Genomic DNA, 23,649 nt, shown 5'->3' with positions numbered 1-23,649 from the left:
TCCTGTCCGCGTGGTCGCGCGGGTTGAAACCAATTAACGGCGGAATTGTGAAACTGCGGTTACATCCCTTCGCCCAGCGCCATCTTGTCCGACAGGCGCGCAACCAGTTCGGCATGGGGAATATCCGCATCCACCGCCAACCGCCTGAGCCCGAAATGCACATGCGCGATCTGCTGGTAATAGCGGGTATAGACATAGTTCACCGATGCCCCGGCAACCGCGCCCAGCACCGGCACCGATTGCGCCGCCAACTTTTGCCCCAATGCTGTTGCAAGTCGCGGTGCCACGGCCGAGATCATCTTGTGCAAGGCCCCACCGGTCAGCGTAAGCCGCAGCGAGACAAAACCCAGATCGGCGCCGTCATCCGTCGACAACGGGCCTGCGGCGGCAAAGACCCGGATACAGTCGAACTGCACGTTCTCGGCGGCGGGATCGAACCCGTGTTCGGCGGCCACATCCTGTATCGCGCGCAAAAGAACCGCGGTGGTCGCTGGCAATTCGACGAGCGCCGAAGGCAACCCACCCATGCCACCGGCGGCGCCCATGGCTGTGGTCCAGATCATGTTGGTTCGTCCGCTCTGTCCCGGCACCGCCAGGCGCGAGCCTTGTGCGGCACGCATAGCCAGCACCAGCGCCCGCTCGGTCGCCTCGGTCAGACCGGCGCGCACCTGATGCGGCAGCCGGTCAAGCAGCCCTTCTGCCTGCCCGCCCAGCGCGTTTAGCAACCGGATCCCGGTGCCGCCCGCCGCACGATAGCGCGCGGCCAGCGCCTCCAGCTCGGCCTCGGCATCCACCGGGGCAACGATCACGATATCCTGCATGGCGCATGCCTCCTCTGACTTTCAAAGATCGGCATCGCATCTTGCGATTTCAACGGGTCCAGCGGGTGACCCGGCCTGAAACGCCTGCCCAGGCGCCGGGCACCAGATCCAACCCCAGCACCCGGTCGGGATTGGTGGGTGGCGGCATCTCGACCCCATCCAGCCGGGCAAAGCCGAAGCGGCTGTAATAGGGCGCATCTCCCACCAGCATCACCCGTGCCCAGCCGCTTTCGCGGCCCGCCTCCAGCCCTTCCTGGATCAGAAACCCACCCAGCCCTTCGCCCTGGTGGGTGGGGTGCACGGCCACGGGCCCCAGAAGCAGCGCGTCGCAATCGCCCACATGCACCGGCCAGAACCTGATCGCCCCGGCCAGTGTGCCATCGCTGTCGCGCGCAACCAGCGACAGGCCGGCCACTGGCGGTACATCATCGCGCAGCCGGTACGAGGACAGCGCCGTGCGGCCCGGTGCAAAACACAGGTCATAAAGCGCCTCGACCTCCCACCAATCGTCCGGTGTTTCCGGTTTGACCTCGATCACCTGTCTTCCTGCCTCTCCCTTCGGGTGGAAATCGCCCTATCACTTCGTTACCCCTAGGGCAAACGCTTGGAGATCAAAGACACATGTTCTATCGACCTGAAGACGGGCACGGCCTGCCGCACAACCCGTTCAACGCCATCATCACGCCGCGCCCCATCGGTTGGATATCCACCCGTGCTGCGGATGGCACCAACAACCTTGCCCCCTACAGCTTCTTCAATGGTGCCGCCTATGTCCCGCCTCAGGTGATGTTCTCGACCACGGGCAGCAAGCCCGACCAGGACAACACCAAGGACACCGTCGCCAATATCGAGGCGACAGGTGTCTTCTGCGTCAACATCGTCGAATACGCGATGCGCGACGCGATGAACGCGACATCGGAGAGTCTCCCGCGCGATGTGGATGAATTCGCCCATGCCGGGCTGACACCCGTCGAGTGCGAAACGATCGCCTGCGCCCGCATCGCCGGGGCGCCCGCCGCGCTGGAATGCAAGCTGACGCAGATCGTGACGCTGCCCGGCGAGTCCAATCGGGTGGTATTCGGCGAGGTGACCGGTATCCACATGCGCGATGACTGCCTTAAGGACGGGATTTTCGACGTCACCACCTATCAACCGCTGGCCCGGCTTGGCTATCGTGACTATACCGTCGTGCGCGACCTCTTTACGCTTGCGCGCCCGGACGACAGATGACCCTTCCGGACCCAGGTCGTCGCTACCCGATCACGTTGCCTGACGGGTCCGACCATGCTGGCACCGTGTTCCTGAACCGGGTGATAGACCATCCCCGGTTCCGCGCCGGGGACTACAGCTATGCCTCTGATTTCGATCCGCCGAAGGATTGGGCGGCGCGGCTAGCGCCCTATCTGTTTCCCACTTCGGCCGAAACACTGACACTAGGCCGCTTCTGCCAGATCGCTCACGGGGTCCGCTTCATCACCGCCTCGGCCAATCACGCCCAGAACGGGATCACCTGCTTTCCCTTCCCGGTCTTCGACCCGGCGCAAATGACCTCCTATCAGCCGGACCGCCGCGATACGGTGGTCGGCCACGATGTCTGGATCGGATATGGGGCGATGATCCTGCCCGGCGCGCGGATCGGCAACGGCGCCATCATCGGCGCCGGCGCGGTGGTGCGTGGCACGGTGCCCGCTTACGCGGTGGTCACCGGCAATCCCGGCCAGGTGATCCGCTTCCGTTTCGATCCCGACACCATTGCCCGGCTGCAATCTCTCGCCTGGTGGGACTGGCCGCCCGATCTCATCGCCCGCGCCGAACCGGCGCTGCTCTCAGGCGATCTTGCCGCTCTCGCCGCCCTCGCCCCCTGATCCCTCTTTCCTCTTGCCCCAAATATCCCGGAGCGCGAGGCAGCGCCTCGCATCCCGCACCGAAAGGTGCGGCAACAAGAAAGCGCGCGCCGTCAGGCGCGCACCGCTTGGCAAAGGGTCAGTGACCACCCAGGATGCCGGTCCGGACCGAGTAATCCACCGCCAGCCCGTAATCGGGGTCATCGTCGCTGTCGACCATCAGATGCCCGGCCTTGGTCAACAGCTGGTGGCAGTCGCGGCTCAGATGCCGCAGCATCACCTGCTTGCCCGCCGCCTCGTATTTGAGCGCTACCGCCTCGATCGCCTGCAACGCCGACTGGTCGACAACCCGGCTCTCCTTGAAATCGACGATCACGGTTGCGGGGTCCTGTTCGACCTCGAACAGTTCCACGAACCCGTCGGTCGAACCAAAGAACAGCGGCCCCTGAATCTCATAGACCTTGGCGCCCTTTGCGGTATGCGACTCGCGCGTCACCGCATGGATGCGCTTGGCGTTGTTCCAGGCATAGGCCAGCGCCGAGACGATGACCCCCACCACAACGGCAACCGCGAGGTCCTCCATCACGGTCACCACGGTGACCAGAACGGTGACAAAGGCATCGGTCAGCGGCACCTTGCGCAGGATCATAAGCGAGTTCCAGGCAAAGGTGCCGATCACCACCATGAACATCACACCAACCAGCGCGGCCAGCGGGATCTGCTCGATCAGCGGTGCGCCCACCAGGATGAACACCAGCAGGAACAGCGCCGCCGCGATACCCGCCACCCGGGTCCGGCCGCCGGATTTCACGTTGATCATCGACTGGCCGATCATCGCACAACCGCCCATGCCGCCAAAGAAGCCGGTCACCACATTGGCCGCGCCCTGGGCGATGCATTCCTGGCTGGCCCCGCCCCGCTTGCCGGTGATGTCGCCCACCAGGTTCAGGGTCAGCAGCGACTCGATCAACCCGATCGCCGCGAGGATGACGGAGTAGGGCAGGATGATTTCCAGCGTTTCCCAATTCAGCGGCACCATCGGGATGTGGAACTGCGGCAACCCGCCCTCGATAGAGGCCATGTCGCCAACCCGTGGCACATCCAGCCCGGCGCCGATCACCAGCGCGGCGACCACGGCGATGCCCGCGAGTGGTGCAGGGATCACCCGCGTCACCCGCGGCATGATCCAGATCACCACCATGGTCAGCGCCACCAGCGCCAGCATCAGCATCAGCGGGCCACCGGACAGCCATTCTCCGCCGCCCATCCCGTGGCCGGTATTTTCCATGCTGCCCGGCACCTTGAACTGGCCCATCTGCGCCAGAAAGATCACGATGGCCAGCCCGTTGACAAAGCCCAGCATGACCGGATGCGGCACCAGCCGGATGAACTTGCCCCATTGCATGACCCCGGCGACCAATTGCAACAGCCCCATCAGCACCACGGTGGCAAAGAGGTACTCGACCCCATGCTGCGCCACCAGCGCCACCATCACCACCGCCAGCGCCCCGGTTGCGCCCGAGATCATGCCCGGCCGCCCGCCGATCAGCGCGGTGATCAGCCCGACCAGAAAGGCCGCGTAAAGCCCCACCAGCGGGTGCACCCCGGCGACAAAGGCAAAGGCCACCGCCTCGGGCACCAGCGCCAGCGCCACGGTCAGCCCTGACAACAGCTCGATCCTGAGGCGCGAGGCGGTCAGCGGCTCGTCCGGCATCCAGCGCAGGTCGGGAATGGCGAGACGATTGGCAAGACTTGCCAGGAAGGCACGGGGCATGGGTCAGGTCCTGATGGGGAGTTCGCGTTCCGGGCCTTGTAACGAATCGCCACCCATACGGCCATGGCACAGCACGGGTAGCGGCTATGCGTCGCATGCATGACTTTCGCTCGCGGCAACGTGACTTGCACCCGGCCCGCCCGCTGCTCACCTGTCTTGCATGCGTTCCCTGATCCCCTTGCTGCTTTCCGCCCTGATCGCCCTGCCCGCCCATGCCCAGGACATGCAGGGCAACGATACCGCCGGAAACTGGCGGGTCACCCATCACCGACTGATCGGCATCTGGGATTCCATGTGCGACGAGCGGTTCGAGCAAGGGAGATTGGTGAAACGCTGCTATCTGCGGCACGTGGACGTGTTCTCGCAACATCCCGAATTCGCCGCGCAATATCTCTTTGTCACCCCCGAAAGCACTGGCTTCGCGGTCGAGATCGGGATCGAGCCCGGCTCGCTTTTCGCCCCCGGCGGCCTTCGGATCGAGGGTGAACAGGGGCGGATCTGGCACAGCAATTGGCCCGGCTGCCTGACCGGACTCGGCTGTACCTTCTCCGAGGGCAGCGCCGAAATCCTGATCGCGGCGATGCGGCAAGGCGAAAGCTTTCGCTTCACATTCCGAGACCGTCACGGACGGGCGCAGAACCGCGACTGGCCGCTTGGCCAGTTCGAGGCAGCCTGGCAGGATTTTCTTGTGCAGTCGCGGACGCGCGGACTTATCGGCGGCGGCAGCCCGAGGCAAGAATGAGCCACGCCCTTGAAATGCGCGCCGGAATCCGCACAACTCGGACGCGAAACGCCCGCAACAGGAAAAGGCCAGCAACATGCGCAACACCAAGATCGCCGTGATCGGCGGCTCGGGCATCTATGACATCGACGGGTTGGACGCGGCGGAATGGGTCACTGTCGACACCCCATGGGGGGCGCCTTCGGACCAGATCCTGACCGGACGGCTGGGTGGCGTCGACATGGCCTTTCTGCCCCGACACGGGCGCGGCCATGTGCATTCCCCGACCGAGGTCCCCTATCGCGCCAATATCGATGCGCTGAAACGGCTGGGTGTCACCGATGTGATCTCGGTTTCCGCCTGCGGATCGTTCCGCGAGGAGATGGCGCCGGGGCATTTCGTGATCGTCGACCAGTTCATCGACCGCACTTTTTCGCGTGAGAAGAGCTTCTTTGGCACCGGCTGCGTCGCCCATGTCAGCGTCGCCCATCCCATCTGCCCACGCCTGTCGGACGCCTGTGAAACCTCTGCCCGCGCCGCCGGCATCACGGTGCATCGCGGCGGCACCTATCTGGCGATGGAGGGTCCGCAATTCTCGACACTCGCGGAATCGAAGATGTACCGCGAGCACTGGGGCGCCGATGTGATCGGCATGACCAATATGCCAGAGGCGAAGCTCGCCCGCGAGGCCGAGCTTTGTTATGCCTCCGTCGCGATGGTCACCGATTATGACAGCTGGCACCCCGATCATGGCGAGGTGGACGTGACCCGGATCATCGCCACGCTGATGGGCAATGCCGACAAGGCGCGCGCCATGGTCAAGGGCCTGCCCGCCCTCCTGGGTGCCGAGCGCACACCCTGCCCGCATGGCTGCGACCGGGCGCTGGACCATGCCATCCTGACCGCCCCCGAGGCGCGCGATCCTTCCCTCCTCGCCCGGCTTGACGCGGTTGCAGGCCGGGTGTTGTGAGCACAAACGAACGCTTGACCGTGAACGGATAAGCAGGCTGACTGCCGCCTGCCCTTACCCTGCGGAGACCCCAATGCCCCTCGATCTCTGGCTTGCCTTTGTTGCCGCTTCGACTGCCCTTCTGCTGATCCCCGGCCCCACAGTGCTGCTGGTCTTGAGCTATGCCCTGTCCAAGGGGCGCGGTGTGGCCGTTGCCTCGGCCACGGGAGTGGCTCTGGGAGATCTCATCGCGATGAGCGCCTCTCTCGCCGGGCTTGGCGCATTGGTGCTGGCCTCGGCCACGCTGTTTGCGGTGCTCAAATGGGTCGGCGCCGCCTATCTTCTGTGGCTGGGCTATCGCCTGTTCCGCAGCGCGGGCAGCGCGGGACTGGCGCAGATGCGCGTCTCGCCGGATGTGAGCGCACGGTCGGTCTTTGCCCATGCCGCCGCTGTCACAGCGCTGAATCCGAAATCAATCGCCTTCTTCATCGCTTTCGTGCCGCAGTTTCTGCGCCCCGAAGCCCCCTTGGTTCCGCAATTCGCCATCCTGATCGCAACCTTTGTCGGTCTGGCAGGGCTGAACGCGCTTGCCTATGCGCTGCTTGCCGACCATCTGCGCCGCTGGATCGACCGGCCATCGGTCATTGCCGGGTTGACCCGAACCGGAGGGATAACCCTGATGGGCATGGGTCTTGCCACTGCCCTTCTGAGGCGCCCCACCTAATCGTCCGGATGCGCCTTCATGAACTCGCGGATGAAGCGGCGTATCTCGCGCGCGGCGCTGGTGTCGAGCGCCTTGCACTTTTCCACAAACGCGTCCCGCTCGTTCTTGTCGAGCCTCAAAACCAGCTGCGCATCCTTTCTGGAGGCGCTTTTTCCGTCTTTCTTGCCCACAAACCTACCCGGTGGTTGAAAAATCTGCATATGCTTTGTATATACAAAGCATATATCATGTCGATGCACTTCGACCGTAGCAACATGACGAAGGCAAATGCAATGAACCTGCACACCGCACAATCGCTGCTGATACAGGATCGCCGCGACTGGGTGAAACCGCACCTGTCCTGGTTGCCGGCCGCGCTCTACCGGTCTTTTGGCAGCCTCAGGACCAAGACCTGACGACGCCCCCGTTTCGGGGCGATACAAGTCGCCCCTCCCCCTTGCGTCTGCGCGCGTCATGCGCCAAACCGCAGGAAACGCTGTTTTCCGGGGGGCCACATGTCCAGAACGAAATCGGTTCAGGATTACATCCGTACCATCGTCGATTTTCCCCATGAAGGGATCCTGTTTCGGGATGTGACCACGCTGTTTGCCGATCCACGCGGTTTTCGCATGGCGATCGATCAGATGCTGCATCCTTATGCCGGCGAGCGGATCGACAAGGTGGTGGGGCTGGAAGCGCGCGGTTTTATTCTTGGCGGGGCCATTGCCCACCAGTTGAGTGTCGGTTTCGTACCGATCCGCAAGAAAGGCAAGCTGCCCGGCACCACGATTAGCCAGGACTATAAACTGGAATACGGCGAGGCGATTGTCGAGATCCACGACGATGCGATCCAACCAGGCGAGAAGGTGCTGCTGGTAGATGACCTGCTGGCCACCGGCGGCACCGCCGCCGCCGGGATCCGGTTGATAGAACGGTTGGGTGGTGAGATCGTCTCTTGCGCCTTCATCATTGACCTGCCTGACTTGGGCGGCCGCAAGGTGCTGGAAGCGATGGGCATGGATGTGCACGCGCTCTGCGCCTTCGAAGGTCTCTGACCGGCGCAGAACAAAATTCTGCGAATTTTGTTCACTAGAAAATTCGCAGAAATTTCTTGCTCTTGCCTCTCACGCAAGCACTGCACCCGGATTCATGATACCGAAAGGGTCTAGTGCAGTTTTGATCGCACGCATCGCGGCCAGTTTCGCCGGATCGCCATAGCGCTGTAGATCTCCGGTCTTGAACCGTCCGATGCCGTGCTCGGCGCTGACAGAACCGCCGTACTCGTGCACGAGGTCATGCACCAGTCTCTTGAGGCCAGTGGCCTGATCCGCATAATCCGACCGGTTCCGTCCCTTTGGTGGAAACAGGTTGTAGTGCAGATTGCCGTCCCCAAGGTGACCGAAGCAGTTGATGCGGTATGATCCCGCCGCGGCAACCATCTCCTGTCCGCGCCGGATGAACGCGGGCAGTTCCGACAGCGGCAGCGACACGTCATGGCTGGAGATCGAGCCGATCCGGCGATTGGCCTCGGGGATATGTTCGCGCAGGCTCCAGAGCGCGGCACGCTGCGCCTCGCTCTGTGCCACTACGCCATCGCTGGCCAATTCGGCCTCCACCGCCGCCTCGAACAGCGACTCAAGCGCCGTGACCGCGTCCAGACCGCCCGACAGGCCCAACTCCACCAGAACGCTCCATTCCGGAACCGGGTCCAGCGGTTGGCGCAGATGCGGCAGGGTCTCCGCCAGAAAGTCGAAGCTCTGACGGTGGATCAGCTCAAAGGCGCTGATACACTCGCCGTTCTGGCCACGCGCCAATGCCAGAATGTCCAGCGCGGCCTGCGGATCGCGCACCGCAAGCAATGCGGTGCCCAGCGAGCTCGGCATCGGAAAAAGCTTCAGCGCGGCGGCAGTGATGATGCCCAGCGTGCCCTCGGAACCGATCAGCAGGTTCCGCAAATCATAGCCGGTATTGTCCTTTCTCAGACGGGTCAGCCCGTTCCAGATCTCTCCGCTCGGCAGAACCACCTCAAGCCCCAGGCACAGGTCACGGGCATTGCCATAGCGCAGCACCCCCACCCCACCGGCATTGGTGGCCAGATTGCCACCGATCCGACAGGACCCTTCGGACGCCAGCGACAGCGGGAACAGGCGGTTCACATCACCGGCCGCATCTTGAATGTCGGCCAGGATACAGCCCGCCTCGGCCACCACAACGTTCTCTTGCGGATAGACGCCGCGTATCCGGTTCATGCGTTCCAGCGAGATGACCAGCGGCGCGGGCCCGTCGGGCATTACCTGTCCGCCCACCAGCCCGGTTCCGCCGCCATAAGGCAACACCGCCACCCGCTGCGCCGATGCAGCCCGGATCAGTGTTGCCACCTCCTCGGTCGAACGCGGCAAGGCCAGAACGCCCGCCTGCCCGGTCCAGCGCCCGCGCGGCTCGGCCAGATAGCGGGGCTCGACCGGGCGCAACACCTCGGCGGGCAACAGGCCGCGCAGGTGGGTGGCAAAGCTTTCATCGGCGGGATTCAGGATCATACCCTTTCCATGCCCAAGGCGCGCGGGTCGGGCAAGCCCTAATCGAGATCGACGAGGTAGCGCGGTTCAAGCACCACCACCGTGGGCCGGTCGGGCAGCGTGCGCAGCGATATGTCGATCTCGGACACGCCATCGCGGCGAATGTCGAAATCGTTCCGAACGCCTGCAAGAAACCGGTCCAGCGAATGCCCCGAGAACCAGTGCATCGGGATGATGACCGAGCTTTTCAGGCGCCGTAGCACCGCGATCATCTCGGGAAGCGACATGGTCGTGCCACCATCAACAGCGGCCATCACCACATCAAGCCGGCCAAGGGCAGCGAATTGCGCATCGTCGGGAACATGGTGCAGGTGTCCCAGATGCCCAATGCACATTCCCTCGACCTCGAACACGAAGATAGAATTGCCGCGCTCCTCGACCCCACCATAGACCGACCGGATATCGGTCGAGACATTCCGGATCAGCATTTCACCCAGATCGAGATGGTGTTCTATTCCCTTGCCGAACGGGCCCCAGCCTTGCAGAACATGCGGGATCGCCGGGTCGGGGAATTGCGTCCAATGGGTCTCGTGCGCGTGGTTCATGGTCACGATATCGGGGATCATGTCGGCGCTGCCGATGAAGCCGGTGAAATCGGTGACCGCGTTCAGCCCGCCGGGCGTCTGGATCAGAAACGAGGCATGCGCGATATAGCTGATCCGCACCGAATAATCCGGCACCGGATCCTGCCAGCCCGCCTTGTGCAGATACTCGATGCCGGGCGCGGCATCGGCGATGGCAATGCAATGGCTTGGGCGACGCTCTTGAGCCACCGCGCCCCCAGCAAATAAAGTCAATGCCAGTAGAAACCGCCACATTCCATGAATAGTAGCGCATCATCGCGGCAAGTCACGCCCCTGGTCTCTGTTCGTTAGAAAGCGCACCGGCTCCGGAACGGTCCCGACGCCGCGATACCGCCCATCTAGCCCGCATCCGTCTTGCCGCGCCGGTCCGAACGTAGGCAGGCATAGAGGACATGGGTCCGCCAGCGCCCGTTGATCTGAAGATAGGACTGCGCCACGCCTTCATACTTGAACCCCGAGCTTTCCAGCAGTCCGCGCGAGGCCATGTTCTCGGGCAGGCAGGCGGCTTCGAGACGGCTGAGGTCGAGACGGGAGAAGGCGTGGTGCACCACCGCGCCGATCGCCTCGCGCATATATCCCTGCCGGGCATAGCATTGCCCGGTCCAGTATCCCAGCGTTCCCGCCTGGGCGGGACCGCGGCGGATATTGTCCAGCGTGATCGCCCCAACCAGCACATCGTCCGAGCGCCGGAACACGAACAGGGGCACCGCCGAGCCGCTGGAGACCGAGCGTTGCGCCCAATAAACCCGGTTTGTGAAACTCTTGCGGCTGAGATGATCGCTGGCCCAGCTAGGCTCCCACGGGATCAGATAGTCACGCGACGCCCGCCGCAGCGCTGCCCAGTCGGCATAGTCGGAATGCGCCGGCAGACGCAGGCTGAGCCGCTCGGTTTCGAGTGTCAGCTTGCGGCGGCCCAGCAGCATCAGGCGGCGCGCCTCTCTTGCAGCTCCGCCAGGTTGGGGGCGGCCGAAACCGGGCCATAAAGCGCCAGCGCCGCCGGGGCCTGGACCGCCATCCGCTCGGCAAAGGCGCGCACATCGGCGGTGGTGACCGCGTCGATCCGGGCCACGGTATCCTCGAGCGAAGGCACCTTGCCCCAGATCTGCACGAGCCGCGCCAGCCGTTCGGCTCGGTTCGACGGGCTTTCCAGCCCCATCAGCATCCCGGCCTTCATCTGGGCGCGGGCACGGGCCACTTCGGCCTCGGTCATATCGTCCGCGGCGCGCTTCATCTCGTCGATGGTGATGCCCGCCAGTTCGGCCACCTGCCCCGCGCTGGTCCCGGCATAGATGGTGGTGGTGCCGGTATCGGCATAGGCGCCGGTCTGAGCAAAGATCGTGTAGCACAGGCCACGCACTTCGCGCACTTCCTGGAACAGGCGCGAGGACATGCCGCCCCCCAGCGCCGAGGAATAGATCTGAGCGGTATAGATGGCGTCGTCGCGATAGCCGGGTCCCTCGAGCGCCAGCGCGAAATGGGCCTGCTCCAACGCCTTTTCACGCCGTGCTTCGCCGCCGGTAAACAGCGCAGGTTCCGCCAGCGCGCCCTTGCGCTGGGTAAGATGGCCGAACATCTCTTCAGCCAGCCGGACCAGCAGGTCGTGATCGACCGCGCCGGTTGCCGACAGAATCATCTGCTCGGGCCCGTAATTCTCGGCCACAAAGGCCGACAGATCGGCGCGGGAAAAGCTGCTGACCCGCTCGGCCGGGCCAAGAATGGTCCGGCCCAGCGGCTGGTCGCGATAGCTTTCTTCCTGCAACCAGTCAAAGATCACGTCGTCGGGCGTGTCATGGGCCTGGCCGATCTCTTGCAGGATCACTCCACGTTCGACCTCGATCTCGCGCGGATCAAAGACCGGGTTGAGGACGATATCGCCGATCACGTCGAGCGCCAGCGCCACGTCCTCTTTCAGGACGCGGGCATAATAGGCGGTCACCTCGCGCGAGGTATAGGCGTTGATATAGCCGCCCACATCCTCGATCGCCTCGGCAATCTGCAGCGCCGAGCGGCGCTCGGTTCCCTTGAACGCCATGTGTTCCAGGAAATGGGCGATGCCGTTCTGGTCGATCCGTTCATGCCGCCCGCCCGCGGTCACCCAGATGCCGATGGCCGCCGATTGCAGGCCCGGCATGTTCTCGCTGACGATGCGAAAGCCGTTGGCCAGTTGGTCCTGTCTTACTGTCACGCAGGGATATGCCTTCTGATATGATCCTGGAGGGCGGCCAGATCGTTGGCGATCCGGGTCACCCGTTCCGGACGTTCATACAGATCCGACATGCGAGGGGGAAGAGGTGGAAACACACCGCTGGCCTGTTCCACCGCAGCGGGGAATTTCGCCGGATGCGCGGTGGCCAGCGTGATCATCGGCGCCGCGTCGGCCGCGCGGGCCTCTTCGGCGACCTTTACCCCCACCGCCGAATGCGGGCACAACAGCTCGCCACTGGCGGCCAGCGTGGCCTTGATTGTGGCCAGTGTTTCCTCTTCCGAGGCGCGGCCCGAGGAGAAGCTTTCGCGCAGGGCCTGCATGGCGCCCTGGCTGACATGGAACCCGCCCTGTTGCAGCTCGTCCATCAGCTGCGACACCGCCGCGCCATCCTGGCCATAGGCGTAATAAAGCGCGCGTTCGAAATTGGAGCTGACCTGGATATCCATCGACGGGCTGATCGAGGGGATGGTTTCGCCCTTGAAATAGCCCTCGCCCGACAGGCAGCGGTGCAGGATGTCGTTCTGGTTGGTGGCCACCACCAGCCGTTCGATCGGCAACCCCATCCGCTTGGCGATATAGCCCGCGAAAATATCGCCAAAATTGCCGGTGGGTACGGTGAAGCTGACCTTGCGATGCGGTGCACCAAGGCTGGTGGCCGCCGAGAAGTAATAGACCACCTGCGCCAGAACCCGCGCGAAATTGATCGAGTTCACACCAGCCAGCCGCACCCCGTCGCGGAAGGCAAAGTCGTTGAACATGTCCTTGACCCGCGCCTGACAGTCGTCGAAATCGCCATCCACTGCCAGCGCGTGCACGTTGCTATCGGCGGGCGTGGTCATCTGACGGCGCTGCACCTCGCTGACGCGGCCATGCGGGAAGAGGATAAAGACATTGACCGCATCCAGCCCGCGGAACGCCTCGATCGCGGCCGAGCCGGTATCGCCCGAAGTGGCGCCGACAATGGTCACCGTCTCGCCGCGCCGCGCCAGCGCCGCCTGAAACAGCTGGCCGATCAGCTGCATCGCGAAATCCTTGAAGGCCAGCGTCGGCCCGTGGAACAGCTCCAGCAGGAAGTGATTCTCGTTGAGCTGTTTCAGCGGCGCCCGGGCGGCATGGCCAAAGCCTTCGTATGCGCGGGCGATGATGCCCCGGAATTCGTCCTCAGCAAACGATCCGCTCACATAGGACCACATTACACGAAAGGCGATCTCTTCATAAGGCAGGCCCGCCAGCGCGGCGATCTCGTCCTGATCCATCACCGGGATCTCGGCGGGCAGGTAAAGGCCGCCATCGCGGGCCAGACCGGTCAGCATCGCCTCTTCAAAGGTAAGCTCGGGCGCCTGCCCGCGGGTCGAGATGTATTTCATCGCTGTCAGCCTTTCTTGCGGGCGCGGCTGCGCCACAAAAACAGGGAGGTCATCGCGGCCCAGACCAGGGCCAGGCCAAACCAGGTGATTGCATATTGCAGGTGATCGTTGGGGATGCCGGCGCTGTCGACCGGCAAGGGTGTGATACCCGGGCCGGTCGGCGCGCGGGCGATCAGCAGCACCGGTTCGGTGCCCAACTCCGCTGCCATCGCGGGTACGTCGCGAGCGAACCAGATATTGCCGTTCCGATCGGGCGCGGGGGTATAGCCGTCGATCTCGTCGGGCCAGTGCAGGTTGCCCTCGACCCGCATCGGGCCGGTTTCGCGGCGGTCCTGCTTGGCGGTCGTCGGTATGAAGCCGCGATCGACCAGGATGCGCCTGCCCTCGTCTGTCACGAAGGGGGCGATGACGCGGTAGCCCGGCCCGACCATCTTGACCGAGACCAGCACGTGCAACTCCTCGCCGGCCATCGCGCCACTGACCGCAACCGGCAGATAGCGGTCGCGTTCGGGATCGGGTTCGGCGGGTAGCGCCTGCGGCGCGCCGGCGATGCGGCTGTCGATATCTGCCAACATCGCCTGTTTCCAGTCCAGCCGCCGCAACTGCCAACTGCCCAGCGCGATCAGCACGGCGAGGCCCGCGAGACCTACGAGTAGCAGAAAGAGAACGCGGCGCATGACGGCTCCGGAACAGGTGAAACGGCCCGGCGCGGGCCGGTGCCTTGGTATGGCGAGACGGGCCGCATTTGCAACCGGTCAATTGTATCGGGTGCAATTCAGGGATCGCGCCGCCGGAACACCAATGAAAAAGCCGCCCCGAGGGGCGGCCTTGTCTGTCTTTCCGGCGCAGGGCCCATGCGATCAGAGCAGCGGCCACTGACCCCAGATGTAGACGGCAAAGAAGAGGAACAGCCAGACCACATCGACGAAGTGCCAGTACCAGGCGGCGGCCTCGAAACCGATATGCTTCTCAGGGGTGAAATCGCCCTTGAGCGCGCGCAGCAGACACACCGCCAGGAAGATGGTGCCGATGATCACGTGCATGCCGTGGAAACCGGTTGCCATGAAGAAGTTCGAGTAGAACTGGTCGCCACCAAAGGTCCAGTCTTCGTGCAGCAGCAGCTCGGCATATTCATAGCCTTGCAGGAAGGTAAAGATCATGCCCAGCACGATGCCGATCGACAGACCCTGGATCAGCGCCTTGCGGTCGTTGTTGTGCACCAGCGCATGGTGCGCCCAGGTCACGGCACAGCCCGACAGCAGCAGGACCAGCGTGTTGATCAGCGGCAGGTGGAACGGGTCGACCGCGTGGATGTTCGGTGCCACATACTCGGTGCCGACATAGTCCTGCATCGGATACATGCGGTGTTTGAAGAAGGACCAGAACCAGGCAAAGAAGAACATCACCTCGGAGGTGATGAACAGGATCATGCCATAGCGCAGGCCGATGCGGACGACGGGCGTATGGTCGCCAACACGGCTCTCGGCCACGACCTCGGACCACCAGGCGAACATGACATAGAGCACGGCGATGAAGCCGGCCCAGAACATGTAGGAAGTGATTCCGTGCATCCAGAGAACGGCGCCGAAGAGCATGACAAAGCCGCCGATCGCGCCGACCAGCGGCCAGATCGACGGGGCCAGAATGTGATAATCGTGGTTCTTAGCGTGTGCCATCAGTGTCCCTCACCTTGCGGCGTTAGTTCGTGTTCGTTGTTGTAGCTGCATCAAGGGCGGCATAGCCCTCGGGCAGATCGATTTCGTAGAATGTATACGACAGCGTGATCGTATGCACATATTTCGCGTCCCGGTCGTTGACGATCTCGGGGTCGACAAAGAAGCTGACCGGCATCTGCACCCGTTCGCCGGGTTGCAGCACCTGCTCTTCGAAGCAGAAACAGGCGATCTTGTCGAAATAGCCACCCGCCGAATAGGGCGCGACGTTGTAGGACGCCTGCCCCGCCACCGGCCGGTCTGTCGGGTTGTAGGCCTCGTAAAAGGCCAGCCCGGTCTCGCCGATGCGCAGCTCCATCTCGGTTTGAACGGGGCGGAATTCCCAGGGCATGCCGCGCTCTTTCGAGGCGTCGAAGCGCACCTTGATTGTCTTGTCGAGGATGGTGTCCGAACCGGCCTCGGCCACGCCGGTGGCGCCGCCAAATCCGGTAACCCGGCAGAACCAGTCATAGAAAGGGACCGAGGCCCAGGCGAGCCCGCCCATGACCACGACCACGCTGACCAGTTGCACAACGGTTTTCTGAGGTCCCTTCAAAGCCATCAGCCCTGCCCTCCGGTACTGGCCTGCGGCGGCTCGAAATCACCACGGGTCACCTTGACCACGGTCAGGCCGAAAATGATGACGATGAACGCCGCAAGCGTCAGCGCAACGCCGAGGTTGCGGCCAAAGCGGCGCTGATGCAGCTCATGTGTCTGGCGCAGGCTCATCCCCAGCCTCCCAGCCCATAGGGACGCAGCAGCGCTTCGGCCAGAATGGCGCCGAAATGCAGGAAGAGGTAGAGCAGCGACAGTTTGAAGAAGTTCCGCTCGGTCTTGAAGTTGTCGGCCTCGCTATCGGCCTCGTCCCGGCGCCAGATACGGATGGCCCCCAGCAGGAACAGCGCGTTCAGCACCAGAGCGACGGCCAGATAGATCGGTCCGCCGATATCGGAGAACGCGGTACCCAACGCCAGAAGTGCCAGCAGGACCGTATACACGAGGATGTGAACACGCGTCGCGCGGCGACCATGGGTCACGGTCAGCATCGGCACCCCGGCGTCGTCATAGTCGGACCGCATGAACAAGGCCAGCGCCCAGAAATGCGGCGGCGTCCACATGAAGGTCAGTGCGAACATCAGCCAGGGTTCGACCGACATGTCGCCGGTGGCCGCGATCCAGCCGATCACCGGCGGAAAGGCCCCTGCCGCACCACCGATCACGATGTTCTGCGGCGTCGTCCGCTTCAGCCACATGGTATAGACGACGACATAAAAGAAGATGGTGAAGGCGAGGAAGGCACCGGCAAACACATTGGTGGCCAGCGCCAGCATCATCACCGACAGGCCTGACAGGCCCAGACCCACGGCCAGCGCCTCGCCCGCTTCGACCTTGCCGGCGGGGATCGGACGCTTTTTGGTGCGCTTCATCACCTGGTCGATATCGGCATCCCACCACATGTTCAGCGCACCCGAGGCGCCGCCACCGATGGCGATGAACAGGATGGCGCAAAACCCGATGAAGGGATGCACCGGCACCGGCGCGGCCAAGAGGCCGACCAGCGCGGTAAAAACAACAAGCGACATGACCCGCGGTTTCAGCAGGGCGAAATAGTCGCCAAAACCGGCCTCGTCCGGGCGATGTGCGGCCCGGGCAGTGCTGGCGTTGAAGCTTGCGTCGCTCATGCGGTGGTCCCTTGGGGCAAAAGCCGCGCGACATGCGCGCAGCCCGGGTCAGTCTTGGCAGGCGGGGTCAGGCCCCGCCCGAAAGGTTCAGTTCGAGGCGACCTGATAGCTGGTCGGCAGACCGGCATATTCTTCTTTCGCGCTTGCCAGCCACTTGGCGTATTCCGCCTCGCTGACCACCTTGACGGTGATCGGCATATAGGCGTGGTCCTTGCCGCAAAGCTCGGAGCACTGGCCGAAATAGATGCCTTCCTTTTCAGCCTTGAACCACAGCTGCGCCAGACGGCCCGGCACTGCGTCCTGCTTCACGCCGAATGCGGGGATGGTCCAGGAATGGATCACGTCTGCGCCGGTCACGCTCATCACGACGACCTTGCCCACGGGCACGACAACGGCGGTATCGGTCGCCAGCAGGTACTCGTCCTGGCTGTAGCCATGATCTTCCAGATCGTCGCGGCCCAGCATGAAGCTTTCGAAGCCGAAGCCTTCGTCGGTGTAGTCATAGCCCCAGTACCACTGGTAGCCGGTGACCTTGATGTTGATCTCACCCTCGGGAATTTCCTGCTGATTGAACAGCACCGGCAGCGAGAAGGCGCCAATGAAAACCAGAATCAGGATCGGCCCGACGGTCCAGAGGATTTCCACAGGGGTGTAATGCGAAAACTTCGCCGGAGTCGGGTTGGCGCGGCTGTTGAACCGCACGATGCACCAGACCAGCAATGCCGCCACCAGCAGGCAGATGACGGTGATGATCACCAGAATCATGCCGTCCAGCGATTGCAACTCGCGCGCCAGCTCGGTTGCGGCGGGCTGAAAGCCCATCCCGCCGTCGACCGGTTTGCCGATGATCTCCAACTCCTGCGCCGCGGCGGGCAGGCTCGAAAGGGTGGCGAGAAGCGCCGAAAGCGTCAAAGCGTTCTTCATGTTCTGTCCTGATCGTTTGATCTTTGCGTCCCTGACCGGGGGGTTCGTGAATCAAACACACCCCGCCCGTTGTCTTTGGTCGCGTTAAAAATCATATTCCCGGAGGCAGATAAAGCAAAATGCTTGCGTCAAACAGACGCTATTTTTGATCTGGATCAAACAACGAGGCCGCAAATCATGGCGCAGGACCCTTTTCGCCCTTTTGAAACAGCCCTTCCGCAGGACGAGGCACTGGCCGTTCTGCGGGCGGCCACCGACGGGGCGGAGGATGGAGAGCTGTTCGTCGAGCGCCGCAAATCCGAGGCGCTCAGCTTTGACGACGGGCGGCTGCGCTCGGCCTCCTACGACGCGTCCGAGGGGTTCGGATTGCGGGCGGTCAAGGGCGAGGTGGCGGGATATGCGCATTCCACCGATGTTTCTATCCCCGCATTGCGGCGGGCGGCGGAAACCGCGCGGCTGGCGGTGGGCGATGGCGGCGGCACTTTGGCGGGTGCCCCGGCCCGCACCAATCGCAAGCTCTATACCGAGGATGACCCCATCGCGTCGGCCGCCTTTCCGGTCAAGGTCGAGACCCTGCGCGAGATCGACTCCTATGCCCGCGATCTCGATTCGCGGGTGGTACAGGTCTCGGCTTCGATCATGGCCTCGCTGCAAGAGGTCGAGATACTGCGGCCCGACGGGGTGCATCTGCGTGATGTGCGACCGATGACACGCGTGAATGTCTCGGTCATCGTCGAGCGGGACGGACGGCGCGAAAGTGGCAGCGCCGGTGGCGGTGGCCGGGTCGGGCTGGACGGGCTGATCGCGCCCGAGGCCTGGCAGGCGCAGGCGCGTGAGGCGCTGAGGATCGCTTTGGTCAATCTGGATGCCGAACCGGCGCCTGCCGGGGTGATGGAGGTGGCGCTTGGCCCTGGCTGGCCCGGTATCCTGCTGCACGAAGCGATCGGGCATGGGCTGGAGGGCGATTTCAACCGCAAGGGCACCTCGGCCTTTGCCGGGCTTATGGGTCAGCAGGTGGCCGCGCGCGGGGTCACCGTGGTCGATGACGGCACCCTGCCCGACCGGCGCGGCTCGATCACCGTCGATGACGAGGGCACGCCCTCGCGCCGGACCGTGCTGATCGAGGACGGCATTCTGACCGGGTACATGCAAGACCGCCAGAACGCCCGCCTGATGGGGGTGGAGCCGACCGGCAACGGGCGGCGGCAAAGCTATGCCCACAAGCCGATGCCACGGATGACCAATACGGTGATGCTGGGCGGCGATGCAGACCCCGCCGATCTGGTGGCCGAGATCAAGGACGGCATCTGGGCGGTGGGCTTCGGCGGCGGTCAGGTCGACATCACCAATGGCAAGTTCGTGTTCTCCTGCACCGAGGCGTACCGGGTGCGCAATGGTCGTATCGGTGCCCCGGTCAAGGGGGCCACGCTGATCGGCGACGGCCCTTCTGCGCTGAAACGCATCCGGGGGCTTGGCAATGACATGGCACTCGACCCCGGCATGGGCACCTGCGGCAAGGACGGCCAATGGGTGCCGGTGGGCGTGGGCCAGCCCACGGTGCTGATGGACGGGCTGACGGTGGGCGGCTCGGCGGCGTGAAACCGGACGGCGGCAAGGTAAACAGCTTTGCCGCCGATTCGCCTCCCTGCGTCTGGGCAACCCACGGGTTCGCCCAAGGAATTTTCATCAAAGTTCTTTTATTTCAGATGGTTGAGCGTGACTTTCTGTCCCGAACGCAAAAAACTGCGAAAAATTTAGCTTGATTCACCACCTGTTAACGGGCCGGACCGTAAACCTGTTTCTGCAAACAGGCGGAGCAACGGATGACCGAGGAACAGTTTTCTTCCTATCACCCCCCACTCCCACCCACCACGGAAGAGGACCGGTTTTCCTGGCTCCGCCTTTTGCGCTCGCGCAGAGTTGGCCCGACAACGTTTCGCCGACTGATGCACGAGCATGGCACGGCGCAGAACGCGCTGGCCGCGTTGCCTGAAGTGGCACGTGCCGCCGGGGTCGAGGGCTATGAAATATGCCCGCCCGGTGTTGTCGAAGCAGAGCTCAAGGCCGCAAAAGCCGCGCAAGCGCGGCTTTTGTGCCTGGGCGATGCCGATTACCCCGCTCATCTGGCCGGGATCTCGGATGCGCCGCCGCTCTTGTGGCTGCTCGGTGACCCGGCCCTGTTGCGCCGCCCGATGATCGCGCTGGTGGGCGCCCGCAATGCCTCGTCGCTGGGCACCCGCATGGCGCGGGCTTTGGCGCAGGATCTGGGTGCTGCCGGATTCGTGGTGGTCTCGGGGCTGGCGCGCGGTATCGACACCGCCGCGCATCTGGCCGCGCTGCCCACCGGCACCATCGCGGTGATGGCCGGTGGCGCCGACACGATCTATCCCGCCGAGAACACCCATCTGGCGGGAGATATCGCGCGTCAGGGATTGCGCCTGTCGGAACAACCGATGCGCCTGACCCCGCAGGCCCGCCATTTCCCGCGCCGCAACCGCATCATCTCGGGTCTGGCCCAGGCGGTGGTGGTGGTCGAGGCCGCCGCCAAATCCGGCAGCCTGATCACCGCGCGCGACGCCCTGGATCAGGGGCGAGAGGTGCTGGCAGTGCCCGGTCACCCGTTCGACGCCCGCGCCGCCGGTTGCAACATGCTGATCCGCGACGGCGCCCATCTGGTGCGCAATGCCGAGGATGTGATCGCTGTCCTGCCCGCCCTGACAGCGCCGCAACCGCAACCCGATCTGTGCGACCTGATGCAACAGCCGGCACCGCCCCCCAAACGCAGCCTGCGCGAGACCGCGGCGCTGCACAGCCAGATCCTCGACCGTCTCGGCCCCTCGCCGGTGGCCGAGGATCAACTGATCCGCGATCTGGCTGCCAGCCCGGGCGAGGTCGCCCCGGTGCTGGTCGATCTGGAGCTTGAGGGCCGGATCAACCGTCAGGCTGGCGGGCTTCTGTCGCGCGTCAGCTGACCCCTGCGCGACATGTGCCCAAGGCCGCAACGGACCGGCCACATGTGCCTCTGACACTCGGAATATCTGCGCCCAAACAGCACCGATTGACAATCGGGGCTTGCACCCCACATGTTGCCCCGCCATAGAACGCGCCGTGTCCGATGAATGAGGTTGCCACTTAAATGCCTGTTGTTGTTGTAGAATCCCCTGCCAAGGCAAAAACGATCAACAAATATCTCGGCTCGGACTACACGGTTCTGGCATCTTATGGGCATGTGCGCGACCTGCCTGCCAAGGACGGATCGGTCGATCCCGAGCATGATTTCGACATGACCTGGGAGGTTGCCGCCGACAGCCGCAAGCATGTCAAGGCGATCGCCGACGCGCTGGCCGAGGACAACGAACTGATCCTCGCCACCGACCCCGATCGCGAGGGCGAGGCGATCAGCTGGCACCTGCAGGAGGCTCTGACCAAGCGCCGTTCGATCAAGAAGGGCACCGCCGTCAGCCGCGTCACCTTCAACGCCATCACCAAGGACGCGGTGACCAAGGCGATGCAGAACCCGCGCCAGGTCGACATGCCGCTGGTCGAGGCCTATCTGGCCCGTCGCGCGCTGGATTATCTGGTGGGCTTCAACCTGTCCCCGGTGCTGTGGCGCAAGCTTCCCGGCGCGCGCAGCGCGGGCCGGGTGCAATCGGTCTGCCTGCGCCTGATCGTCGAGCGCGAGATGGAGATCGAGGCGTTCAAGCCGGTGGAATACTGGTCGGTCAAGGCGCTGCTGGAAACCCCGCGCGGTCAGGCCTATGAGGCGCGGCTGGTCACGCTGGCGGGCAACAAGCTCGACAAGATGGACCTGTCCAACGCCACCCAGGCCGAACTGGCGGTGCAGGCGATCACCAGCCGCGCGCTGAGCATCCAGTCGGTCGAGGCGAAACCGGCGGCGCGCAACCCCTCTGCCCCCTTCATGACATCGACCCTGCAACAAGAGGCCAGCCGCAAGTTCGGCATGGGCGCGCGCCACTGCATGAGCGCGGCGCAGCGCCTCTATGAGGCCGGGCACATCACCTATATGCGGACCGACGGCATCGACATGGCGCCCGAGGCGGTGATGGCCACCCGCGACGCCATTGCCGAGCGGTTCGGGGCCGAATACGTGCCCGACAGCCCGCGCATGTACAAGAACAAGGCCAAGAACGCGCAAGAAGCGCATGAATGCATCCGCCCCACCGACATGCGCAAGGATGCCGCCGCGCTGAAACTGAAAGACGAGGATCAGCGCCGTCTCTATGACCTGATCTGGAAACGCACCATCGCCTGTCAGATGGCCGCCGCCCGGCTGGAGCGGACCACGGTCGAGATCGGCAGCGCCGATGGTCAGGTCGGCCTGCGCGCCACCGGCCAGGTGGTTTTGTTCGACGGGTTCCTGCGCGTCTACGAAGAGGGGCGCGACGATGTCGAGAATGATGAGGACAAGCGCCTGCCGCAGATCTCGATGGGGGAAAAGGTGGTCTTTGCCAAGACCTCGCTGGCCGATCAGTTCGCCAAGGCAACGGGGGATACCCCGCTGACCGAGGGTGCCAAGATCGCCAAGGAAGCGATTCTGTCCGAGAACGAGGCCGTGCTGGCGCTGCAGCATCACACCCAGCCGCCGCCGCGCTATACCGAGGCGACGCTGGTCAAGCGGATGGAAGAGCTGGGCATCGGCCGCCCCTCGACCTATGCCTCGGTCATCACCACGATTCAGGACCGCGAATATGTCCGCAAGGACAAGAACCGCCTGATCCCCGAGGAGAAGGGGCGGATCGTCACCATCTTCCTGCTGAACTTCTTTCGCCAGTATGTGGGTTACGAGTTCACCGCCAATCTGGAAGAGCAGCTGGATGACGTCAGCGCGGGCTCGCGCGATTACAAGGACCTGCTGGGCCGGTTCTGGCGCGATTTCTCGGCAGCTATCAGTGAAACATCCGAGCTGCGCATCTCCGAAGTGCTCGACAAGCTGGACGAGGCGCTGGCGCCTCAGCTCTATCCGCCGCGCGAGGATGGATCCGACCCGCGGATCTGCCCCAAATGCGGCACCGGCCAGCTGCATCTGAAAACCTCGCGCACCGGCGGGTTCGTCGGCTGCGGCAATTATCCCGAATGCCGCTATACCCGCCCGATCAGCGGCGACGCGGATGACAGCGCCGAGCGGCTGCTGGGTGAGGATGGCGGCGACGAGATCTGGCTCAAGGCGGGCCGGTTCGGCCCCTATGTCCAGCGCGGCGAGATCAGCGAAGAAAACAAGAAACCCCCGCGCGCCAGCCTGCCGCGCGGCTGGTCGGCCGAAGACCTGGACCTGGAAAAAGCGCTGGTGCTGCTCAGCCTGCCGCGCCAGATCGGGCAACACCCCGAAGGTGGCATGATCAGCTCGAATTTCGGGCGGTTCGGCCCCTATCTGGTGCATCAGCTGCCGGACGAGGCCAAACCGGTCTATGCCAATCTCAAGGACCCGAACGACGTGTTCGAGATCGGCATGAACCGCGCGGTGGAACTGTTGGCCGAGAAACGCGCCAATCCCCGCGCTCGGGGCCGGGCGGCGGCCAAACCGCTCAAGGAGTTGGGCGAACATCCCGAACACGGCGGCGCGGTCAACGTGCTGGACGGCCGCTATGGCGCCTATGTCAAATGGGACAAGGTCAACGCGACCCTGCCCAAGGATGTCGAGGCGGCAGATGTGACGATGGAGATGGCGGTCGCGCTGATTGCCGAGAAATCAGCCAAGAAGGGCACCAAGAAAAAGGCCGCCCCGCGCAAGAAGACCACCAAGAAAACCGAGAGCTGACCACGACACG

25 protein-coding genes are annotated in these 23,649 nt (G+C 63.9%); 10 read left to right on the top strand and 15 right to left on the bottom strand.

The annotated features are described in order from the left end of the window. Nucleotides 1-59: 59 nt before the first annotated feature. Entirely contained in the window at nt 60-821 is a 762-nt protein-coding gene (locus AC2FNY_RS15055) for an EcsC family protein (protein ID WP_496802946.1), read from the bottom strand. Between the two features lie 49 nt (nt 822-870). Beyond that, on the bottom strand, nt 871-1,359 hold the full coding sequence (locus tag AC2FNY_RS15050) for a GNAT family N-acetyltransferase (RefSeq protein ID WP_234139642.1): 489 nt from the start codon (nt 1,357-1,359) through the stop codon (nt 871-873). Nucleotides 1,360-1,442: 83 nt separating this feature from the next. On the opposite strand from AC2FNY_RS15050, the gene AC2FNY_RS15045 reads away from it, so the two are divergent. Both AC2FNY_RS15045 and AC2FNY_RS15040 read left to right on the top strand, forming a co-directional pair. Continuing rightward, complete coding sequence (locus AC2FNY_RS15045; RefSeq protein ID WP_234139641.1) at nt 1,443-2,051, top strand: flavin reductase family protein; 609 nt, start codon at nt 1,443-1,445, stop codon at nt 2,049-2,051. Then, nucleotides 2,048-2,686 (top strand): CatB-related O-acetyltransferase, encoded by a 639-nt coding sequence (locus tag AC2FNY_RS15040; RefSeq protein WP_496802945.1) that lies wholly within the window; start codon nt 2,048-2,050, stop codon nt 2,684-2,686. Before AC2FNY_RS15045 ends, AC2FNY_RS15040 begins: the two co-directional genes overlap by 4 nt. 118 nt (nt 2,687-2,804) lie before the next feature. Here AC2FNY_RS15040 and AC2FNY_RS15035 read toward each other — a convergent pair whose 3' ends face one another. Continuing rightward, nucleotides 2,805-4,439 carry a SulP family inorganic anion transporter gene (locus AC2FNY_RS15035; protein WP_496802944.1) on the bottom strand — a complete coding sequence of 545 codons (1,635 nt, stop codon included), beginning with the start codon at nt 4,437-4,439 and terminating at the stop codon, nt 2,805-2,807. A gap of 160 nt (nt 4,440-4,599) precedes the next feature. Between AC2FNY_RS15035 and AC2FNY_RS15030 the strand changes: the two genes are divergently transcribed. The 3 genes from AC2FNY_RS15030 (at nt 4,600) to AC2FNY_RS15020 (ending at nt 6,833) form a co-directional block, all read left to right on the top strand. Then, nucleotides 4,600-5,181 (top strand): hypothetical protein, encoded by a 582-nt coding sequence (locus AC2FNY_RS15030; protein WP_496802943.1) that lies wholly within the window; start codon nt 4,600-4,602, stop codon nt 5,179-5,181. A gap of 76 nt (nt 5,182-5,257) precedes the next feature. Next, nucleotides 5,258-6,130, top strand: a complete 873-nt coding sequence (locus AC2FNY_RS15025) for an S-methyl-5'-thioadenosine phosphorylase (RefSeq protein WP_496802942.1) — start codon at nt 5,258-5,260, stop codon at nt 6,128-6,130. A gap of 73 nt (nt 6,131-6,203) precedes the next feature. Beyond that, complete coding sequence (locus tag AC2FNY_RS15020; protein WP_496802941.1) at nt 6,204-6,833, top strand: LysE family translocator; 630 nt, start codon at nt 6,204-6,206, stop codon at nt 6,831-6,833. Here the strand turns inward: AC2FNY_RS15020 and AC2FNY_RS15015 are convergent. Beyond that, nucleotides 6,830-7,003, bottom strand: coding sequence for a hypothetical protein (locus AC2FNY_RS15015; protein WP_496802940.1), 174 nt, complete (start codon nt 7,001-7,003; stop codon nt 6,830-6,832). The genes AC2FNY_RS15020 and AC2FNY_RS15015 overlap by 4 nt on opposite strands. Before the next feature lie 57 nt (nt 7,004-7,060). Between AC2FNY_RS15015 and AC2FNY_RS15010 the strand changes: the two genes are divergently transcribed. Then, nucleotides 7,061-7,228: a hypothetical protein gene (locus AC2FNY_RS15010; RefSeq protein WP_496802939.1), complete on the top strand. Its 168-nt coding sequence runs from the start codon at nt 7,061-7,063 to the stop codon at nt 7,226-7,228. Nucleotides 7,229-7,327: 99 nt separating this feature from the next. Further along, nucleotides 7,328-7,867, top strand: coding sequence for an adenine phosphoribosyltransferase (locus AC2FNY_RS15005; protein WP_234139634.1), 540 nt, complete (start codon nt 7,328-7,330; stop codon nt 7,865-7,867). A 69-nt stretch (nt 7,868-7,936) separates the two neighbouring features. Here the strand turns inward: AC2FNY_RS15005 and AC2FNY_RS15000 are convergent, their stop codons facing one another. The 11 genes from AC2FNY_RS15000 to coxB all read right to left on the bottom strand — a co-directional run bounded on the left by AC2FNY_RS15000 (nt 7,937) and on the right by coxB (nt 17,863). After that, nucleotides 7,937-9,349, bottom strand: coding sequence for an FAD-binding oxidoreductase (locus AC2FNY_RS15000; RefSeq protein WP_496802938.1), 1,413 nt, complete (start codon nt 9,347-9,349; stop codon nt 7,937-7,939). Between the two features lie 38 nt (nt 9,350-9,387). Further along, a complete protein-coding gene (locus AC2FNY_RS14995; protein WP_496802937.1) occupies nt 9,388-10,206 on the bottom strand; it encodes an MBL fold metallo-hydrolase in 819 nt (272 codons plus the stop codon). Nucleotides 10,207-10,310: 104 nt separating this feature from the next. Further along, on the bottom strand, nt 10,311-10,895 hold the full coding sequence (locus AC2FNY_RS14990; protein ID WP_234139631.1) for a GNAT family N-acetyltransferase: 585 nt from the start codon (nt 10,893-10,895) through the stop codon (nt 10,311-10,313). Continuing rightward, nucleotides 10,895-12,157: an insulinase family protein gene (locus tag AC2FNY_RS14985; RefSeq protein WP_234177799.1), complete on the bottom strand. Its 1,263-nt coding sequence runs from the start codon at nt 12,155-12,157 to the stop codon at nt 10,895-10,897. Before AC2FNY_RS14985 ends, AC2FNY_RS14990 begins: the two co-directional genes overlap by 1 nt. Next, nucleotides 12,154-13,545 carry a threonine synthase gene (thrC, locus tag AC2FNY_RS14980; protein WP_496802936.1) on the bottom strand — a complete coding sequence of 464 codons (1,392 nt, stop codon included), beginning with the start codon at nt 13,543-13,545 and terminating at the stop codon, nt 12,154-12,156. The genes AC2FNY_RS14985 and thrC overlap by 4 nt, the downstream gene beginning before the upstream one ends. 5 nt (nt 13,546-13,550) lie before the next feature. After that, complete coding sequence (locus AC2FNY_RS14975) at nt 13,551-14,222, bottom strand: SURF1 family protein (RefSeq protein ID WP_496802935.1); 672 nt, start codon at nt 14,220-14,222, stop codon at nt 13,551-13,553. 183 nt (nt 14,223-14,405) lie between these two features. Then, the gene (locus AC2FNY_RS14970) at nt 14,406-15,221 is read right to left on the bottom strand and encodes a cytochrome c oxidase subunit 3 (RefSeq protein ID WP_496802934.1); all 816 of its coding nucleotides are present in this window, start codon (nt 15,219-15,221) and stop codon (nt 14,406-14,408) included. A gap of 22 nt (nt 15,222-15,243) precedes the next feature. Next, entirely contained in the window at nt 15,244-15,819 is a 576-nt protein-coding gene (locus AC2FNY_RS14965; protein ID WP_234139626.1) for a cytochrome c oxidase assembly protein, read from the bottom strand. Continuing rightward, on the bottom strand, nt 15,819-15,986 hold the full coding sequence (locus tag AC2FNY_RS14960; RefSeq protein ID WP_234139625.1) for a cytochrome c oxidase system small membrane protein: 168 nt from the start codon (nt 15,984-15,986) through the stop codon (nt 15,819-15,821). The genes AC2FNY_RS14965 and AC2FNY_RS14960 overlap by 1 nt, the downstream gene beginning before the upstream one ends. Beyond that, nucleotides 15,983-16,939, bottom strand: a complete 957-nt coding sequence (gene cyoE, locus AC2FNY_RS14955) for a heme o synthase (protein ID WP_234177802.1) — start codon at nt 16,937-16,939, stop codon at nt 15,983-15,985. Before cyoE ends, AC2FNY_RS14960 begins: the two co-directional genes overlap by 4 nt. 87 nt (nt 16,940-17,026) lie before the next feature. Continuing rightward, nucleotides 17,027-17,863, bottom strand: a complete 837-nt coding sequence (coxB, locus tag AC2FNY_RS14950) for a cytochrome c oxidase subunit II (RefSeq protein ID WP_234144691.1) — start codon at nt 17,861-17,863, stop codon at nt 17,027-17,029. A 177-nt stretch (nt 17,864-18,040) separates the two neighbouring features. On the opposite strand from coxB, the gene tldD reads away from it, so the two are divergent. The 3 genes from tldD to topA all read left to right on the top strand — a co-directional run bounded on the left by tldD (nt 18,041) and on the right by topA (nt 23,639). Then, a complete protein-coding gene (tldD, locus tag AC2FNY_RS14945; RefSeq protein ID WP_496802933.1) occupies nt 18,041-19,462 on the top strand; it encodes a metalloprotease TldD in 1,422 nt (473 codons plus the stop codon). 224 nt (nt 19,463-19,686) lie between these two features. Continuing rightward, entirely contained in the window at nt 19,687-20,835 is a 1,149-nt protein-coding gene (dprA, locus tag AC2FNY_RS14940) for a DNA-processing protein DprA (protein WP_496802932.1), read from the top strand. Between the two features lie 164 nt (nt 20,836-20,999). Continuing rightward, nucleotides 21,000-23,639 carry a type I DNA topoisomerase gene (gene topA / locus AC2FNY_RS14935; protein WP_496802931.1) on the top strand — a complete coding sequence of 880 codons (2,640 nt, stop codon included), beginning with the start codon at nt 21,000-21,002 and terminating at the stop codon, nt 23,637-23,639. Nucleotides 23,640-23,649 lie beyond the last annotated feature (10 nt).

The organism is Ruegeria sp. BHSC223 (assembly GCF_059613025.1).
Note: the sequence above shows the minus strand (reverse complement) of the source record. Positions and strands in the feature narration are given on the sequence as shown.

What these genes read in the sequence shown, in the direction of transcription:
- AC2FNY_RS14970 (WP_496802934.1), bottom strand. Translation starts at nt 15,221, where the DNA reads ATGGCACACGCTAAGAACCACGATTATCACATTCTGGCCCCGTCGATC.
- cyoE (WP_234177802.1), bottom strand. Translation starts at nt 16,939, where the DNA reads ATGAGCGACGCAAGCTTCAACGCCAGCACTGCCCGGGCCGCACATCGC.
- AC2FNY_RS15020 (WP_496802941.1), top strand. Translation starts at nt 6,204, where the DNA reads ATGCCCCTCGATCTCTGGCTTGCCTTTGTTGCCGCTTCGACTGCCCTT.
- AC2FNY_RS14965 (WP_234139626.1), bottom strand. Translation starts at nt 15,819, where the DNA reads ATGGCTTTGAAGGGACCTCAGAAAACCGTTGTGCAACTGGTCAGCGTG.
- thrC (WP_496802936.1), bottom strand. Translation starts at nt 13,545, where the DNA reads ATGAAATACATCTCGACCCGCGGGCAGGCGCCCGAGCTTACCTTTGAA.
- AC2FNY_RS15010 (WP_496802939.1), top strand. Translation starts at nt 7,061, where the DNA reads ATGTCGATGCACTTCGACCGTAGCAACATGACGAAGGCAAATGCAATG.
- AC2FNY_RS14995 (WP_496802937.1), bottom strand. Translation starts at nt 10,206, where the DNA reads ATGTGGCGGTTTCTACTGGCATTGACTTTATTTGCTGGGGGCGCGGTG.
- AC2FNY_RS15000 (WP_496802938.1), bottom strand. Translation starts at nt 9,349, where the DNA reads ATGATCCTGAATCCCGCCGATGAAAGCTTTGCCACCCACCTGCGCGGC.
- AC2FNY_RS15030 (WP_496802943.1), top strand. Translation starts at nt 4,600, where the DNA reads ATGCGTTCCCTGATCCCCTTGCTGCTTTCCGCCCTGATCGCCCTGCCC.
- AC2FNY_RS14990 (WP_234139631.1), bottom strand. Translation starts at nt 10,895, where the DNA reads ATGCTGCTGGGCCGCCGCAAGCTGACACTCGAAACCGAGCGGCTCAGC.
- AC2FNY_RS15005 (WP_234139634.1), top strand. Translation starts at nt 7,328, where the DNA reads ATGTCCAGAACGAAATCGGTTCAGGATTACATCCGTACCATCGTCGAT.
- AC2FNY_RS14960 (WP_234139625.1), bottom strand. Translation starts at nt 15,986, where the DNA reads ATGAGCCTGCGCCAGACACATGAGCTGCATCAGCGCCGCTTTGGCCGC.
- tldD (WP_496802933.1), top strand. Translation starts at nt 18,041, where the DNA reads ATGGCGCAGGACCCTTTTCGCCCTTTTGAAACAGCCCTTCCGCAGGAC.
- topA (WP_496802931.1), top strand. Translation starts at nt 21,000, where the DNA reads ATGCCTGTTGTTGTTGTAGAATCCCCTGCCAAGGCAAAAACGATCAAC.
- AC2FNY_RS14975 (WP_496802935.1), bottom strand. Translation starts at nt 14,222, where the DNA reads ATGCGCCGCGTTCTCTTTCTGCTACTCGTAGGTCTCGCGGGCCTCGCC.
- AC2FNY_RS15025 (WP_496802942.1), top strand. Translation starts at nt 5,258, where the DNA reads ATGCGCAACACCAAGATCGCCGTGATCGGCGGCTCGGGCATCTATGAC.
- AC2FNY_RS15045 (WP_234139641.1), top strand. Translation starts at nt 1,443, where the DNA reads ATGTTCTATCGACCTGAAGACGGGCACGGCCTGCCGCACAACCCGTTC.
- dprA (WP_496802932.1), top strand. Translation starts at nt 19,687, where the DNA reads ATGACCGAGGAACAGTTTTCTTCCTATCACCCCCCACTCCCACCCACC.
- coxB (WP_234144691.1), bottom strand. Translation starts at nt 17,863, where the DNA reads ATGAAGAACGCTTTGACGCTTTCGGCGCTTCTCGCCACCCTTTCGAGC.
- AC2FNY_RS15035 (WP_496802944.1), bottom strand. Translation starts at nt 4,439, where the DNA reads ATGCCCCGTGCCTTCCTGGCAAGTCTTGCCAATCGTCTCGCCATTCCC.
- AC2FNY_RS15055 (WP_496802946.1), bottom strand. Translation starts at nt 821, where the DNA reads ATGCAGGATATCGTGATCGTTGCCCCGGTGGATGCCGAGGCCGAGCTG.
- AC2FNY_RS15040 (WP_496802945.1), top strand. Translation starts at nt 2,048, where the DNA reads ATGACCCTTCCGGACCCAGGTCGTCGCTACCCGATCACGTTGCCTGAC.